Genomic DNA, 16399 nt, shown 5'->3' with positions numbered 1-16399 from the left:
CGCCGGATAGCAGTCGCGGCATCTTTTTATGCGGCGTCTGATTTTGGTGCGGCATGTTTTTTATGCGACGTAAAGCATAGCGCTGCGCAGAAATTTCATAAATTTAATTCGTCCGTCGCTTTTAAAATTCTGTATTGTCATAGAGTCTAATTGTAGATTTAAATTTATGGCTAAACGCAATGCGGCGGATCAAAAGCATAAAAGTCGGCTAAGGGTGCAAAAGCGGCGTCGGGCTAGAGATACAAAAACAGGCTAAAAGTGACAAAGATGAGTTTGAAAATTTCAAATTCCCTGGGCGCAGATAAAATTTATACGGAAAATTTACCTAGTAGTGCAGAAACTGCCAAAAATAACAAAATTTAAGCGAAAAGTACCAATAGAGCGGCGGCAGCGATTTAGATCCGCACCTTGCCGCCGTATTTGATCTGGCTCGGGTCTTTTTTGTCCAGCTCTCGCATTATCTGCTCGCCGTTGTCGGAGTTTGCCGCGGCGATATCTGCGTCCAGATCGGAGTATGAGTAGATCATCATCGCCTCGCTTACGCCCTCTATGGCTTCTATCGCGCGAAATGCGGCGATCTCGTCATCGAAGCTCTCCGCGCTAATCGTGGCTACCGCCTTGCCGTCCTCGCACGCTACGAACTCGCAGCCGCCGATACTTTGCAGCTCCTTACGAAACGCCGCTACGCATTTGCGCTTAGATAGATCACGACGCTTGAAATATTCATTTTAGCCCCCAAAAGTAGATATATCTATTGTATCCCGAGCCCACGAGATAATCTCCTTCGAAAAGCAGATAGTTAATGATATCGTTATCTAGCTCGATGCTGCGAATGATCTCGCCTGCTTTATCGATTACGCGCACGCCGTTATTAACGGTAAAAGCGCCTAGCTCGGGGCTTAGCGCCACGGCAAAAACTGCAAAATGGGCATTATAGAATTTGCTAAAATCGCCGTTTTCGTAGTAGCACGATCTTTCTTTGTCGTTCGAGCCGCTCATCATGCGATCGCCAAGTAGTGCCACGGAGTAGATTCCGTCCTTGTGCAGGGACTTTTGGCTCATAAGCTTTTTCGCTTTCGCGTCGAAATAAAACACGATACCGCCTTCGCACGAGATTAGCAGCGTTTCGGTGGAGCGGTCGTATGCGCTGCCGCCCAAAGACGCGATGGTGAGCTTTTGCTCAAAGCTTACCTTGCCGCTAGACAGGTCGAAGTATAAAATTTCGCTACCAAGACCTAGCAAAATCACGGTATTTTCGTCGTAGAAATAGACGTTTTTGATCCCCGTCATCGGCAACTTGTAGTGCGTGATCTTGCCGCTCGCAAACACGCCCAGCATCTTTTCAAACGCGTCGCCGTTATACAAAAATGCGTATTTCTCGCCTAGTTTATCGACGTCGAATATGGTAGCGCCCATCGGCTCGTCTAGGTAATTTTTGGACGAGGGCAGGGCGAAAATTAGCGTCTTGGAGATTGCGTCCGGCACGGAATTTGAGATGGAATTTTGAGCGGAATTTAATGCCGTAGAATTCTCGGCAGAATTTTGCGCCGTAGAATTTGCCGCTGCGGAATTTACGCTCGCTTTTGCATTGAAATTCTGCGCTGCATCAGAATTTGTGCTTGCGGTGGAATTTTGATCTGCGAAATTTTGTCCGGCGGCAGAATTTCGCGCGGAATTCTCCGCGGAGTTAATGGTGATTTTATAGAGCTTTCCGTTGTCAAGCCCTGCGTAAATTTCGCCGTTTAGATTTTTTAGCACTGCGACATTTGCGTCAAGCTCTAGTATGAATCTAGCGTGTTTGATCTTTGCAGGCGCATCTATGCCCACAGCGTCACTAGGTATTGCAACGCCGTTGCCGGCATAGATGAAGCAGGCGCAAAGTAGCAGCGGTAAAAATTTCATCGCGGCTCCTTACTCAACCTCGGCGCCTTGATTTAGCGTATCTATGAGATTAGAAGTGGAATTTGCGTCGCTAAACCTGCTAAAATCGGCTTTGAAATTATTTTTCACTAGCGGATTGGTCTGGGCTTGCGGTACGTGGCATTGAGTGCAGTTGAATCTCTGCTCGGCTAGCGTGCCGTTTAGATCCGCGCCTGTGCGAAAGTCCACCAAGTGGCTTTTTGGAATCGGCGTAGAGCCTACATCCTTAGCGACATCGGGCATATGGCAGGTTACGCACATATTGTTATCCTTTGTGATCGGTACAAGCCCTTCTAAGCTGTGCGGTATAAGCGGTGGAGCGTTTTCGAAGCTGCGCTCGATCTTCGAAGCGGCGCCCGGAGCATCTTCGCTATATTTGAAATCGGGCAGGGAATTTTTATTTTGCACCGATTCGTCCACGCTTTTTATAAAGCCCAAGCTGTCGGCGTCTATAGAAGCCGTCTTATCCGCGGCAAAGAGCGCCGCACAGCATGCAAGAGCCAAGCCTAAAACCATTTTTTTCATTTTTTCACTCCTAATATACTAAAATTTAACGCATCGTCGTCGCATACGTCGATGCAGCGTCCGCAGCTGATACACTCGCTGCTAACGCGCCCATTTTCGCGCCCGACCATCTTAAGTACCTGCACTTCGGGGCAGACCATTTTGCATTTGCCGCACATCGTGCATTTATCAACCTCGTGGCAAATACGAATGATGCTAAAATAGCTAAGCGCCGCCCAAAATCCGCCGAGCGGGCATAGCCGCGAACAGATTGTGCGATCGCCTGCGAAAATTTCAAAAACTACAATCAGTAGTGCGATTGCAAACGCACTCGCACTCAGCGATATGACGGCGCGCGCGAAAAGCGAGATAAAGCTTACGCTCTCAAACGCCGCAAAGCCGAAAGCTCCACTGCAAATGAGCGCTAGCACCGCTAGGACGTAGCGAGCTTTGCGATTTACGCTAACGATCTTAGTCGTTATACCAAGTCTTTTACGAAGCCATGCGGCAAGATCGGTCAGTAAATTTATCGGGCAAACCCACGAGCAATATAATCGCGGCGCTATAAGCGCATAAAATGCTCCTACGATAACCGCTCCGATAACCGCCGTAGCACCTAAAGAAAAGCTAGCTAGCAGCATCTGCGCCGTCGCAAACGGATCGCTTAGATTAATCGTGCCGAAAAGTTTCGACGAGCTTAGATTGCCCTTTAGAATTCCTGATAAAATTCCGTTTTCGCTCGCGGCTTTGAAGGCGAAATTATTTCCTAAAATAAAAAGGACTAGAATAGAAATTTGGCTCAAACGCCTTAAAATAGTGTATTTCATTGCCTAGTCCCTTCCATTAGATCGTCCTCGTTTAAGTAGTCCTTGCTCTTTTGCGGATCGAGCTTGATTTTGGTGTCTGCGTCCTTTAGCTTCGCGTCGTCGCCATTGATCCAGCCTTTGACGTAGTTATCGCTGGAAATTCCTATGACGCGCTCGCGTTCCACGACGCTGATAGACGCCTTTTTCGTGACGCAGGCATGCTCGCATTTGCCGCAACCCGTGCAATAGTTGCTATCTACGACGGGCACGAGCAGGGCGTGCTTTTCGGTGCGGTTGTTGTGACGGTAATCGATCCTAAGCGCCTTGTCCATTACGGGGCAGCTTCGCACGCACGCATCGCATTGGATACCCGCATAAGCGATGCAATGCTCGGTATCTATGACCGCAACGCCCATTTTGGATAGACGCACGTTTAGCTTAGAGTTTTCGCTCACTAAATTTTTATCTAGCGCGTCGCTAGGACAGGCTGCGACGCAAGGTATGTCGTCGCACATATAGCACGGAATTTCGCGCGGGATAAAAAACGGCGTGCCGTTTGCAATAGCGTGATCGCAAAAGCTCGCAAGCTTAAGCGTATCAAACGGGCATGCCTCGACACAAAGCCCGCACCTTAGGCATTTGCTAAGAAATTCTTTCTCGTCTATAGCTGCGGGCGGGCGGAGTTTGGCGTGCTCGCTAGAGTTTGCGACTCCGAGTCCCAAAACGCCCACGCCCGCAGCTAAAGAAAGAATACCTAAGACCTCACGCCTATCCATAATTTACGCCTTGTAAATTTTAACCGCGCATTTTTTGTAGTCGGTCTCTTTTGAAAGCGGGCAGGTATGATCGAGCGTGACACGGTTGATATAAACCTTCTCGTCAAAAAACGGCACAAAAATAAGTCCCTTCGGCGGAACGTTACGTCCGTGAAAGTCCACGCGCGCTTTGACTTTGCCGCGGCGCGACTCGATCCAGACGATTTCGTTTTGTTGTACACCGATTTTGGCGCCGTCGGCTTCGTTCATATAGCATCTTGCCTCCGGTACGGCGCGATAAAGCTCCGGCACGCGCATAGTCATAGTGCCCGTATGCCAGTGCTCCAGCACACGACCCGTACATAGCCAGAAAGGATATTCCTCGCTTGGCACTTCTACAGGATCCATATATGGACGGAAGAAAATTTTAGCTTTATTGGCAAGGCTTGTTTTCTCTTCGCCTGAAGTAGCAGATTTCAGATCGCCGCTAGGAAGCGCCGCTTTGGCGTTACCGTAGAAGGCGAAGTCGCTATCCGGAGCCGCTTTTTTAGCATAAGGATCGTATTGAGCGTTAAAGCGCCAAAGTGTTTCTTTGCCGTCTACGACCGGCCATCTAAGACCGCGCACTCGGTGATATGTATCGAAATCGGCTAGATCGTGTCCGTGACCGGTACCGAATTTTCGGTATTCCTCCCAGAGATATTTTTGGATGAAAAAGCCATATCCTTTAAATTCTTTGCCGTCGCTACCGATGACGCCACGAGAGTCGCCGTTTACTTCGGAGTTATCGAAGCTTGCCATAATCGGATCTTTTGCAGCGAAAGCCTGAGCGTCTTTGTTTGCAAAGAGCACTTCAAATAGTGTAGTCTCTGGCGTATAGCCGAATTCTGAAATTTTATCTAATACGTTTGGAAGCGTAAGCTTATCATTTACTTTAACCTCGCCCCAGAAATCCTTGAGTTTGAAGCGCTTGGAAAACTCTAGCATCTGCCACGTATCGCTCATCGCGTCGCCCACAGGAAGGACCTGCTGTCTCCACCACTGAGTTCTACGCTCGGCATTGCCGTATGCGCCCCATTTTTCGTAGATCATCGCGGTTGGCAGGATTAGATCAGCTACCTTTGCGCTTAGTCCTGGATACGGATCGCTTACTACGATGAAGTTATCCATCTCGCGCGCCGCTGCGATCCAGTGGTTTGCGTTGGCGATCTGCTGCCATGGGTTATTTACCTGCACCCATAGCCATTTTATCTTGCCGTCTTCGAGATTGCGCAGAGCCTGCACGTAGTGCGCACCCGGTTTTGGGTTTATCGTGCCTTCGGGGAGCTTCCAAATTTTTTCGGAAACCTTTCTGTGTGCCGGATTTGCCACGACCATATCGGCAGGTAGGCGGTGAGAAAACGTGCCCACCTCTCTAGCCGTGCCGCAAGCGCTAGGCTGACCGGTAAGCGAAAACGCTCCGCAGCCAGGTTTGGCTTGCTTGCCAAGAAGGAAATGCACCATGTAACTTTGCTCATTAACCCAAGTTCCTCTTGAGTGCTGATTAAAGCCCATCGTCCAAAAGCTTACTACTTTGCGATCTTTTTCTATATAAAAATCTGCTAGCTGCTTTAGCTTGGTCTTAAACGCCTCTAAATCCTCACTTTCGTCACCCTTAGCTAAAGGCGCTACGAAATCTAGCGTGTAAGGCTCCAGCGCTTTTTTAAATTCTTCGAAGCTTATGAGCCAGTGAGCATCTGATTTGTCAGAGTGTTTGTTTTCGAGTACGTCGCCCTCTTTCATACCCAGATATGCTAACGTAACGCCCTCGGATTTGCTTAAAATTTTGGATTTTTGCTTAGCCGCGGTATCAAGCTCGGTTTTGCGGTATTTTTTATGATTTATATCTTCTCGCAAGCCGTAACCGATATCTACTGGACCGGTAGCGAATACACAGTGCTCTTTAATAAATTTCTCATCTATCATATCCGGGTGGTTGTAGACGATCTCCCTTGCTATGTAGTTCCATATCGCTAAATCGGTATTCGGACGGAATATAATTTCAATATCGGCGATGTTTGAAGTGCGGCTAGAGTATGTCGAGAGATTTATAACTTTTACGCGGTCCGGGTTGCGAAGCTTGTGGTCGGAGACGCGAGACCAAAGGATAGGGTGCATCTCAGCCATATTCGCGCCCCAAGCGATGATGGTATCGGTTAGCTCGATATCGTCGAAAACACCCGCAGGCTCGTCAATACCGAAGGTTTGCATAAAACCTACGACGGCGCTAGCCATACACTGGCGGGCGTTGGGATCGAGATTATTGGAGCGAAAGCCCGCCTTTACTAGCTTTGCTGCAGCATAGCCTTCCGGGATCGTGTATTGACCGCTGCCAAGTACGGCAAAGCCCTCGGGACCGCCTTCGTTATAGGCGCGTCTGAAATGCTTCTCCATTTCGTCGAACGCTCGTTGCCAGCTGATCTCGATAAATTTTCCCTTTTTGTCGAATTCGCCTTTGGAATTTACGCGCAAAAGAGGCTTGGTGATGCGATCGGCGCCGTACATGATCTTGGCGTTGAAGTAGCCTTTGATGCAGTTCAGACCGCGATTTACGGGCGCTAGCGGATCGCCTTTGACCGCTACGATTTTGCCGTCTTTAGTGGCTACCATGATGCCACAGCCTGTGCCGCAGAAGCGACAGGCCGCCTTGTCCCAGCGCCAGCCTTTTTCAGCTTCGTCCGCAGCACTAAGACTGCTAGGCAAACTGATGCCCGCAACGCTACAGGCAGCCGCTGCCGCAGAGCTTTTTATAAAGTCTCGTCTATCCATGAGATTAACCTTTCGTTTAGAATGTAAATTTCTATTAACGTTTTGGATAATAGCATAAAAAAACGGCTTAGTCTAGATTAAAATCAAGGTTTTTTCTACATAGATTTCAGATATAAGATAATAATTTTATAAATTTTAAATTTAGTGGCTTAAATTTTATCAGGACAACGAGTTTTTGATAAATTTTAATATAGATTTTCATTTAATTAAATTAATATATTATACCGATAAATTAGCATTAAAATTTCATAAAAATTTAATCGCGCTTTGAAATAAAACGGAGCGTAATATAATTTCAAAATTCTATTAAAATTATAAAACTTAGCTTAAAAAGCGTCTTTTGCGATAAGCGATAAATTTTACGCTAAAACGCCGCCATTACCGAACTAAAAGCGTAAAATTTAACTATTCAATTTAATATGCAATATTTGCATATTGCTTAAATTTTGCTTAAAAAAATTCACTAATTTAAAAATTCTTTTATAATCTAGAAAGTATAATAGCCGTGCAAACCAAAATTCTTGAAAGGAATATTATGCAGTCCAGAGAAAAGATTGTCAAAACGACTTGTCCTTACTGCGGCACCGGCTGTGGTATCGATCTTATCGTAAAAGACGGCAGGATCGTAAACGCGCGCCCTACGCAGGCTCACCATGTAAATGACGGCGAGCTATGCTTAAAAGGGATGTTTGGCTGGGAGTTCGTAAACTCTCCAAAACGCCTTGCCAAACCTATGATCCGTAAGAAAAACGGAGTATTTGATAGAAGCGGCAAGCTTGAGGAGGTAAGCTTTGAAGAGGCTTACGATTTTGTAGCGTCTAAATTTAAAGAGACCGTCGCTAAATATGGCCCAAGCTCAATAATGGGTTTTAGCTCGGCGCGCTCAAATAACGAAGACAACTACGTTTTTCAGAAATTTTTCCGAGCTCAGGGCAGCAATAACGTCGATCACTGCGCCCGTCTTTGACACGCTCCTACAGTGGCAGGTCTTGCCAACACGCTAGGAAACGGAACGATGACGAACGATTTGGTAGAGTTCGCTACCGATACGGACGTATTTTTACTCATCGGCACAAACACGAGCGAGTGTCACCCGATCATCGCTATGCAGATGCAGCGCGGGCTTCAGCGCGGCGCCAAGATGATCGTCGTAGATCCGAAGCGCACAGATATGGCGAAAAAAGCCGATATCTATCTGCAAATCCCAGTGGGTGCGAACATTAAGACGCTAAATACCATTATGAATGTTATCATTGCCGAAAATCTTCAAGATGACGAGTTTATCAAAAACTACGCTCACGGCTATGAATATTTAAAAGAAGCGGTTAAGGACTTTACTCCTGAGCGATTCGAGCGCGAGACCGGCGTGAAAAAAGAGCTCGTAATCGAAGCTGCTAGAATGTATGCTAAAGCAGGCGCAGCGGCGATCTGCTACACGATGGGTATCACACAGTTTAGCGACGGCACCTCAAACGTCTTTTCGCTTTCAAATTTAGCTATTTTGACGGGGAATTTAGGCAAACGAGGCGCAGGTGTAAATCCTTTGCGCGGTCAAAATAACGTCCAGGGTGCGTGCGATATGGGCGCGCTGCCTAATGTCATCCCGGCAGGCGCGGTAAATTCCGCTTACGCACAGGAGCAGGCGCGCAAAGTATGGCACTTCGAGCTAAATCCTACTCCGGGCTTTAAGCTTACGGTCGCACCCGATAAGATGGACAGCGGCGAGCTGAAGTTGCTATACGTTTACGGCGAAAACCCTGTAATGAGCGATCCTTGGACGGAGCACTTCGTGCACTCGACGCACCATCTGGATTGCTTTATCGTGCAGGATCTTTTCTTTACTGAGAGCGCACAGAAGGCCGATGTTGTACTACCTGCTGCCGGATGGGGCGAGAAGGACGGCACCTTTTTAAACACTTCCCGCCGCGTCCAGCGCACGCGCAAGGCAAGCGAGCCGGCTCCTGGCGTAGAGCCTGATTGGAAGGTCGTTTGCAATATCGCACAAAGAATGGGACTTGAAGGGTTTGATTTTTTAAGCGCGGAAGAAATTTGGAACGAAGTGCGTGCATTAATGCCTAAATTTTTCGGCGGTATTAGCTACTATAGGCTAGATAAGCTAGGCGGCATCAGCTGGCCATGTCCTGATGAAGATCATCCGGGCACGCCGGTTCTTTACGCAGATCATAAATCGATGCTGCCTGACGGTAAATTTAGAATGGTGCCGGTGCTTTACGTGGATGATAAAGAGGAGCGCGCTAAAGCTGAGGCGGATTTCAGAGCCAAGATGAAAATTCCTGATGATTATCCGGTGGGAAGCGGCGCGCTTAGCGAGATTCCGGATGAAATTTATCCGTGCTTATTTACGACGGGGCGCAAGGTTTATCACTACCATACGGGCACGATGACGAGAGAGTGTCGCGCGCTAGAGTACGGCGCGGGCGCAGAAGGCGCGCTCATCGAGGTAAGCCCCGACATCGCACGCGAACGCGAGCTTACCGAAGGCTGCTACGCGCTTGTTAAAAATAAGCGCGGTCAGATCGCCGCGAAGCTTCGCATAAATCCGGATCTGAAAGAGGGTACGATATTTACGACCTTCCATTACAGCGAGGCCGACGGCAACGAGCTCGTGCATGCAGGCGATCTAGATCCGCTATCGGGTATCCCGCCGCTAAAGATGACGATCGCAAATATCAGAAAGCTTAGCGAGAGCGAGTTTATTGAGTTCAGAAGACAAAATGAGATGTCGATGCACTCCGAGAAACCTTATCTATCGCCGGTGAATAGGTAATTTGGGCGGTAAATTCCGCCCGCTTTGCAAAGATGAAATTTAATCGCCGCTACGGCAAAATTTGATGAAATTTTATCTTTGCGGGCGTTTCATGGTCGCTTGTGCTCACGGTGCGAGCGGCTCGTGGAATTTTCCACGCGATTTTTTAAATACAAAACTGCGAGCGCTTTAAATTTACGCACGCCGCTTCGGCTTTACTTCGGCGAATTAAGGCTATTTAAGCAAAATTTCACTACGATACGGGCGAAATTAAAATAAGGAAGGTCTATGGAGCCGATTTATAGGGCGGAGATAGTTAAATTTAAAGGGGATGAAAGAAGGATCGTAAGCGATATCTTGGTTCGCGAGATCAAGCTTGAAATTTTACTAAACGACAAGCGTTTCGGCGCACTGATGGCGACTCCGAGCGATTTAAAGGCGCTTGCGGTAGGCTATTTGCTGAGCGAAAATTTGATCTCGGATCCAAGCGGTATAAAAAGCATCGAGCTCGCGCCGGACGGACTTAGCGTGAATGTCTGCGGCGAGATAAACGAAAAGCGGCTAAATAGCTTCGATGCCGAAAAGGTCATCATCAGCGGCTGCGGGCGCAGCTCTACCGCAAATATCGATCCTGCAGCGATGGCGGCGCGCAAAGTCCGCTCGGACGCTAAATTTCATAAGAATGAAATTTTAAATTTGATGAGCGAGTTTTACACGCAGTGCGAGCTTTATGAGATGACCGGCTGCGTGCACACCGCAAAGCTCTTTACCGCGGGCGGCGAGTATTTTATCGGCGAGGATATCGCCCAGCACAATACCATCGATAAATCGGTCGGCAAGGCGGTCTTGGCGGGGCACGATACGCAGGGCTCGCTTCTTTTGGTAAGCGGCAGGCTAAGCTCTGAAATGGTCGCCAAAGCCGTGATGAGCGGCATTAGCGCGCTTGTTTCGCGTACGGCTCCTACGAGTCTGGGCGTCGTGATCGCGCGTAAATTTGATCTTACCCTTTGCGGCTTCGCGCGCGGCGAAAATTTAAACGTTTATAGCGGCAAAGAGAGAATTTTGAGTTAAGAGGGCGGCATGGAGATAGATATCAAGATAGACGATAAAAAAGCAAGCGAGATCAAAAGGCTGATTTTAAATTTACTAAATCCAAGCGGCAAGCTCGATTGCGGCGCGGCGTTTAAGATCGCCGCCAAATTAGGCGTAGATGCAAGCGTCGTAGGAGATCTCGCGGCGCGCGAAGGGATACGGATAGATCGCTGCGAACTCGGGCAGTTCGGCAAGCTGCAATGCAGCGGAAGCAGCATAAAGGCGCTGCAAAAGCTAGATCCGCTTTTGGATGAGAAAAGACGGATTTTTTGTCGCGACGCCCGAGCCGTAGCTAGCGGTGGAGTAGGGTTCGATACGGTGCGCTCTACGCTTAAGGAGCACGCCATAGACGTGAAATATTGTCAGCTGGGCTGCTTTAAGGAGAAGAAAGGCAAAAGAATGAGGGTAAAAACGAAAACTTGGATCGAAAATGCGCAGGGCGAGCTCATTTTCGGCAAGGGCAAAACCGAAGTGCTGGACGTGATCGCTCAAACGGGTTCCATCTCTAAGGCCGCAGAGGTTTTGGGGATGAACTACAAAAAATGCTGGAGCCATCTGCAAATTTTGCAAAAAAATCTGCAAGAGGAGCTCTTTAGCACCAAGCAAGGCGGCGGCAATGCCGCGGGCACGACGCTAAATGAGCGCGCCTATGAGCTGATCGCCGCGTATAAGCAGCTGCAAAGCGATATAGAAAACTACGCAAACGAGCGCTTTAAGGAGCTGTTTTTGAAAAAAGAGGGCGAGAAAGACGCAAGTAAAGCAAAAGATAAAAACCATTAAATTTAAAGGAGACAACGATGTTTGTAAAGCTAAACGATCGAACCTATCTAAACAAAGACAGGATCACACGTATCAAGGTAGATAGCGTCCAGGACGGTATCAGAATTCGCTTCTACGAGGGGCAGTTTCAAGTCGCCAAAAGCGGCAGATTTGAAAGCGAAGAAAAAGCGATGGAGTGGCTGCAGAAAAATTTTATCGGCAAATAGGCGCAAAGCGTGCTTTATGACCGCGCGAGCAGCTTGCGAATATATCCGCAAAATAGCGGCTCTTTGTGATGCGGTAGCGGCTCGCACTCATTAGCACGACGATAGTTTTCGGTAGTTTGTGCTTTCAAGAAGAGGTTGCGCAAAGATGTTGCGGTAAAATTTACGGCGAACGAGCTTCGGATATAGAGCCTAGCGTAGCGTGCAAATAGGGATACGATTACGCAAATATGGTCTATGACGGCATTCGTTCGCCAAATTTACTCGAAAGATTTCATCGTTTAAACCCAGCTTAACCGCATTTTTCAGCTAGCTTTGCCTATTTCGCCTATATAGTATTTATATTTTATTAAGTACTGATTGGATATAGTCGCGGGCAAAATTCTAAGGGAAAATTTTGAAAAGCTTCAAACTTCGGTTTATTTATGCTATCTGCGTGATAGTCGTATGCGCGCTGTATCTGCTAGTCGAAAGATCGGGTCTTACGGAGCACAAACAAACTCATTTTACCGTTACTTCAGATACTAATGTCTCCAAAGTGCCGGGTCTTAGCAAATACGTAACCCAAGAAGAGGTCGATAGCTTCGCATTTCGCTACTGGGATATAGATTATAATTCAAACCCGAAAAACGTATTTAAAGAACCCGCTATAGACGTAGAGCTAAAAAGGCTTTTAAAAAGCAAGCAAACTGATAAAATTTTAAAATTTATGAAAGATAACAATTTAACCGTCGATCATACTATGCACGGAGGGGTGACGCCTGTGATGTATTCTAGCTTTTGGGACGATGCAAATACTACCCAAGAGCTTATAAAGCTAGGTGCGGATATACATAAAAAAGACGAATACAAGCTATCCGCTATGGCTTATGCGATAGAAAATAATGCTACTAAATCGGTAAGACTGCTTTTAGACAACGGGGTTAAATTTGAAGAAGTCAAAATGGTGCAGGGCTATATAGTTTGCCCTAGATATTCTGACGATACCGAAATCATAGTTGGCAACAATATAGATATAAAATTACGTACTGAGTGTCTAATCAATCATGATCACTCAAAAGATCCTGTTTATCCATTAAACTATGCAATATATAGTAATTTGATAGAAATTGCCGATATGATGCTACAAAGAGGTATGAAACCGAAAGCATATGAAGGTCCTTTGTATTATTTAAGTGAGAACGGCATTTCGTTTAAACAAAAGGAAATATTTAAAAAATCTATTTATACTTTTCTTCCGCGGGATATGATGTATAAAGATAAATTAGAATTATTAATAAAATATAATATAGATGGTCTACCGAGTCAAGATGATATTGTTACGGCTTATAGAAATTGTTTGGATAGTTTAGCTGGATCTATAAAAAAGAAAGAGTCTTACATAAACCATATGAACGATTACTGCTATGGAGAAAAGATTTTAGAATCATATGATTGGGCTCTTCGAGGCAGATGGGAAGTTAAAAATAATGAAGAAAAAGATAAAGGAACCGATAGATACTGGAAAGAAAAAGATTTTATAAAATTTTTCGGTTATATGCCAAATGATAAAAAATGTACTAAGCTAGAACCGGATATTAAAATATTAAATTTCTATAATATGAAAATAGATAGATATAAAGCTCTTTGCGGCAATGGGCTGAGCGATGAAGAGATTTTGCAAAAAAGTAGCCTCAAAGATAAAAACAATACCGAGGCATTCGATATTGAGACATTTTTTAAATATTTAAATTTTGAGGAAATGCTAGAGGAAGCGAAAGTGAAAATTCTACATAATGGCGAGAAAATAGATATGAAAGATTATGCCGAAATTCTAAGACAAGAAGCAGCTAAAAAACTAGATAGTAATCAATAAATTTGAAAGAGTAAAACTATATAGCATCAGAAATTAAGTGATATAGTGGGCAAAGCTTTTCTAAATTCTCATTAAAATTCCTCCCTGCTAGGCCCTAAATTAATCCAAATTTCACTATAATTAACCACTTAAATTTTAAAGGCCGCGAATGCTAAGCTTAGACGAAATTCGAAAAAATATCATCCTAAAACCGGGCGTGCACTATTTTGATTTCGCGGCTTCGGGGCTTGCTTATGAGCCCATAGAGCGCGAGATAGGCGAAATTTTAAAAACCTACGCCAATACCCACTCCGACAGTAGCTCCAGCGCGATCATCACGCAGCGTCGCTACGAGGGCGCGCGCGAGAGCCTAAAAAAGCTGCTAGGGCTTGACGAGCGGTTTTATCTCATCGCCTGCGGACAGGGCGCGACGGCCGCGATCAAGAAATTTCAGGAGCTGCTCGGCATCTACCTGCCGCCTGCGACCAGATGCGCGATCGGCGAGGCAAATCTACGCGCAGCGCAGCTTCCGCTCGTGCTCGTTTCGCCATACGAACACCACTCAAACGAGCTTAGCTTTCGCGAGGGGCTTTGCGACTACTTGCGCGTGCCTCTTAGCGAGGGCGGCGAGATCGATCTGCTAGCACTCGAGCGTATCCTAAAGCTAAACGCCAGACGCTGCATCATCGGTTCGTTTAGCGCCGCCTCAAATGTCACGGGCGTCGTCAGCGACTACAAAAAGATCAGCGAGCTAATCAGGGCTACGGGCGGGATCGTGGCCTTTGACTGCGCGGCGCTGAGCTCGCACGCAAATTTAGATTGCGATCATTTCGACGCGATTTTCCTCTCGCCGCATAAGTTGCTAGGAGGACCTGCAAGCTGTGGGCTTTTGGCGATCAAAAAGGAGCTGCTCAGTAGCGATGTGCCGACCTTTGCCGCGGGCGGTACGGTCGCCTACGCTAGCCGCGAAGGGCACGTGTTTTTGAAAAATCCCGAGCAGCTAGAGGAGGGCGGTACGCCGCCTATTATCGGGCTTATGCGGGCAAATTTGGCCTACGCGCTGCGAAACGAGGTGGGCTTCGAGCAAATAAAAAGCGCCGAGGACGAGCTCGCGCGGCTTTTTGAGCGCGAGCTAGCGGGCATTGACGAGATCATAAACTACGCTCCAAAGGGCGCGCCGCGGCTGCCGATAATTTCGTTTAACGTGCGCGGCGTCTCGGCGTATGATTTCGCCGCGAGCCTTAGCAACGACTTCGGTATCCAGACGCGCGCGGGCGTGATGTGCGCGGGGCCGTACGCTCACGATCTGCTGGGTATCAAGGAGGGGCGCATGCCAGAAGCCAAGCCCGGCTTCGTGCGCGTGAGCCTGCACTATACACACACCGAGCAAGACGTGCTATATCTCGTGGGCGCGATAAAATCCTGCATCAAAAAACACCGAGATCTTTGGGGCGAGGAAAAGGCGATGTATGAGATGTTCGGCGGGAAGATTTAAGCAGTGTAAGGCTAAAGCTCTGCCGCTTTTTTGAGCTCGCGAAATTTTATAAAATTCCGCACAGTTTTTAAATTTTATCGGAATTCCGTGCAGTCTGCTTGGAATTTTACGCGAGTTTTGCGCCGCAGAATTCTTACTATCGTTCCACCTTTGCACTGTAGGCAAACGGCGCGTTCCTCGGAGGAACATATAATTTCGTTCGTAAATTTGCGGGCAAATTCCGCGGAGTTAAAATTTAGAATTTGAAATTCCGCGCCTAGAAATTGTGGAATTTCAAAATCCCGTTAGCTGTATTCGCGGCTAAGCTCTCAAATTTCTTAGCAATGGAATTTTAAAATTTCACGCTGCGCCGCTAGGTAAAGCCATACCTGTAAATTTCAAAATTTAAAGGCGCAAATTTTTATGTTCTGTTTCACCGGGTATGCCGTGATAGATGGTTCGCAGTAAAAATTTGAAGAAATAATATTAGTGCCGCGCGAATAAAATTCTAAAAGCAAAATAAAGCTTATCCGCACTTCGCGCAGAATTACTCCAGCCCTAAAAACGCGCCGTTTTCAAATCCGAAATAGATCTTCTCGCCCACGCTCCAGCGCCGCTCATCCTGCGCCGTGACGCATTTTAGCAACACGTCGCCCGCCTTGATCTTGATGAGCAGCGAGGAGCCGTACTGAAGCGAAACCGAGTGCAAAATCCCCGCGAAGCAGCGCTCAAACGGGCTTTGGGATAATAAAATTTTACTCGGATTTATCGCGATTTTGCGAGCGCGTGCGAGCACCTCTTCAAGGCGCAGCGAAATTTCATCCGAAAATTTTAAAATTCCGTTTTGCACGTCAAAGATGTTTTTGTATTCAAACTCGCATATTTTGCCGCGATGCAGAAATACGCTTCTTTGCGCGATCGCGCTGAGCCATTTCTCATCGTGGCTGGCGATGATAAAGCCGCAGCCGTAGCGGCTTCGCATAAATAAAATCGCGCGTGCAAAGAGCTTGGAGGCGGCAAGATCGAGGCTGTTGGTCGGCTCGTCGAGCAGATAGAGCTTCGCGCGCTGCGCCAGAGCGAGCGCAAACGCGATGCGTTGCGTCTGCCCCGAGCTAAGCTCGAAATGCTTCTTTGATAAAAAACTTCTATCAAGCCCCGTTAGACCGAGCGCTTCATCCACTCGCTCGTCAAATTCCGCAAGCGCGCCGCGGCTTTTGAGCGCAAATTTAAAATTTTGCTCCACGCTGCGTTTTAAAAGCACGGGCTCGGGCAGCAGCAGGCAGATCTGCCGCAACGTCTGCAAAGAGGGCGCCCGCTGCCCCCAAAGCTCCACGCTACCGCTGCTTGGACGCTGTAAAAAGGCCAAAATCCGCAGCAGCGTGGATTTGCCGCTGCCGTTGGAGCCCAAAAGCGCCGTGATGCCGCTTGTATTTAGATCGAGGCTGGGGATATTTAA

Annotated in this window: 12 protein-coding genes and 1 pseudogene; 6 read left to right on the top strand and 7 right to left on the bottom strand. The window is 47.3% G+C overall.

The genetic code is table 11. The features are described from left to right. Window positions 1-395 precede the first annotated feature (395 nt). The 6 genes and pseudogenes from Q0413_RS06105 to napA all read right to left on the bottom strand — a co-directional run. Window positions 396-677 (bottom strand): annotated as a pseudogene (locus tag Q0413_RS06105) (chaperone NapD); the annotation flags it as partial. Window positions 678-723: 46 nt separating this feature from the next. After that, complete coding sequence (locus Q0413_RS06100) at window positions 724-1902, bottom strand: hypothetical protein (RefSeq protein WP_298988098.1); 1179 nt, start codon at window positions 1900-1902, stop codon at window positions 724-726. 9 nt (window positions 1903-1911) lie between these two features. Beyond that, window positions 1912-2445, bottom strand: a complete 534-nt coding sequence (locus Q0413_RS06095; protein ID WP_297900532.1) for a nitrate reductase cytochrome c-type subunit — start codon at window positions 2443-2445, stop codon at window positions 1912-1914. Next, complete coding sequence (gene napH, locus Q0413_RS06090) at window positions 2442-3251, bottom strand: quinol dehydrogenase ferredoxin subunit NapH (RefSeq protein ID WP_298061683.1); 810 nt, start codon at window positions 3249-3251, stop codon at window positions 2442-2444. Before napH ends, Q0413_RS06095 begins: the two co-directional genes overlap by 4 nt. Next, window positions 3248-4006 (bottom strand): ferredoxin-type protein NapG, encoded by a 759-nt coding sequence (gene napG, locus Q0413_RS06085; protein WP_298988097.1) that lies wholly within the window; start codon window positions 4004-4006, stop codon window positions 3248-3250. Before napG ends, napH begins: the two co-directional genes overlap by 4 nt. Window positions 4007-4009: 3 nt before the next feature. Next, the gene (gene napA, locus Q0413_RS06080; protein ID WP_298988096.1) at window positions 4010-6793 is read right to left on the bottom strand and encodes a nitrate reductase catalytic subunit NapA; all 2784 of its coding nucleotides are present in this window, start codon (window positions 6791-6793) and stop codon (window positions 4010-4012) included. A gap of 535 nt (window positions 6794-7328) precedes the next feature. Here napA and Q0413_RS06075 point away from each other — a divergent pair. The 6 genes from Q0413_RS06075 to Q0413_RS06050 all read left to right on the top strand — a co-directional run bounded on the left by Q0413_RS06075 (window position 7329) and on the right by Q0413_RS06050 (window position 14964). Next, on the top strand, window positions 7329-9581 hold the full coding sequence (locus tag Q0413_RS06075; RefSeq protein ID WP_298988094.1) for a molybdopterin-dependent oxidoreductase: 2253 nt from the start codon (window positions 7329-7331) through the stop codon (window positions 9579-9581). A gap of 267 nt (window positions 9582-9848) precedes the next feature. Then, window positions 9849-10631 carry a formate dehydrogenase accessory sulfurtransferase FdhD gene (fdhD, locus tag Q0413_RS06070; protein ID WP_298988093.1) on the top strand — a complete coding sequence of 261 codons (783 nt, stop codon included), beginning with the start codon at window positions 9849-9851 and terminating at the stop codon, window positions 10629-10631. 9 nt (window positions 10632-10640) lie between these two features. Beyond that, window positions 10641-11432 carry a LysR family transcriptional regulator gene (locus Q0413_RS06065; protein ID WP_298988092.1) on the top strand — a complete coding sequence of 264 codons (792 nt, stop codon included), beginning with the start codon at window positions 10641-10643 and terminating at the stop codon, window positions 11430-11432. A gap of 17 nt (window positions 11433-11449) precedes the next feature. Further along, window positions 11450-11638: a hypothetical protein gene (locus tag Q0413_RS06060; RefSeq protein ID WP_005869215.1), complete on the top strand. Its 189-nt coding sequence runs from the start codon at window positions 11450-11452 to the stop codon at window positions 11636-11638. A 394-nt stretch (window positions 11639-12032) separates the two neighbouring features. Further along, window positions 12033-13490, top strand: a complete 1458-nt coding sequence (locus Q0413_RS06055) for an ankyrin repeat domain-containing protein (RefSeq protein ID WP_298988091.1) — start codon at window positions 12033-12035, stop codon at window positions 13488-13490. Window positions 13491-13638: 148 nt separating this feature from the next. Then, a complete protein-coding gene (locus tag Q0413_RS06050; protein ID WP_298988090.1) occupies window positions 13639-14964 on the top strand; it encodes an aminotransferase class V-fold PLP-dependent enzyme in 1326 nt (441 codons plus the stop codon). A 526-nt stretch (window positions 14965-15490) separates the two neighbouring features. Here the strand turns inward: Q0413_RS06050 and tupC are convergent. Then, a partial coding sequence (gene tupC, locus Q0413_RS06045) for a tungstate ABC transporter ATP-binding protein TupC (RefSeq protein ID WP_298988089.1) occupies window positions 15491-16399 on the bottom strand: 909 nt, incomplete at its 5' end.

The sequence above is a fragment of the uncultured Campylobacter sp. genome, assembly GCF_938045465.1.
Classification (GTDB): domain Bacteria; phylum Campylobacterota; class Campylobacteria; order Campylobacterales; family Campylobacteraceae; genus Campylobacter_B.
The sequence above is the reverse complement of the archived record's forward strand: the minus strand, read 5'-3'. Positions and strand labels throughout refer to the sequence as shown.

Coding starts and splice junctions, on each gene's coding strand:
- Q0413_RS06100 (WP_298988098.1), bottom strand. CDS start 1,902: ATGAAATTTTTACCGCTGCTACTTTGCGCCTGCTTCATCTATGCCGGC.
- Q0413_RS06095 (WP_297900532.1), bottom strand. CDS start 2,445: ATGAAAAAAATGGTTTTAGGCTTGGCTCTTGCATGCTGTGCGGCGCTC.
- napH (WP_298061683.1), bottom strand. CDS start 3,251: ATGAAATACACTATTTTAAGGCGTTTGAGCCAAATTTCTATTCTAGTC.
- napG (WP_298988097.1), bottom strand. CDS start 4,006: ATGGATAGGCGTGAGGTCTTAGGTATTCTTTCTTTAGCTGCGGGCGTG.
- napA (WP_298988096.1), bottom strand. CDS start 6,793: ATGGATAGACGAGACTTTATAAAAAGCTCTGCGGCAGCGGCTGCCTGT.
- fdhD (WP_298988093.1), top strand. CDS start 9,849: ATGGAGCCGATTTATAGGGCGGAGATAGTTAAATTTAAAGGGGATGAA.
- Q0413_RS06065 (WP_298988092.1), top strand. CDS start 10,641: ATGGAGATAGATATCAAGATAGACGATAAAAAAGCAAGCGAGATCAAA.
- Q0413_RS06060 (WP_005869215.1), top strand. CDS start 11,450: ATGTTTGTAAAGCTAAACGATCGAACCTATCTAAACAAAGACAGGATC.
- Q0413_RS06050 (WP_298988090.1), top strand. CDS start 13,639: ATGCTAAGCTTAGACGAAATTCGAAAAAATATCATCCTAAAACCGGGC.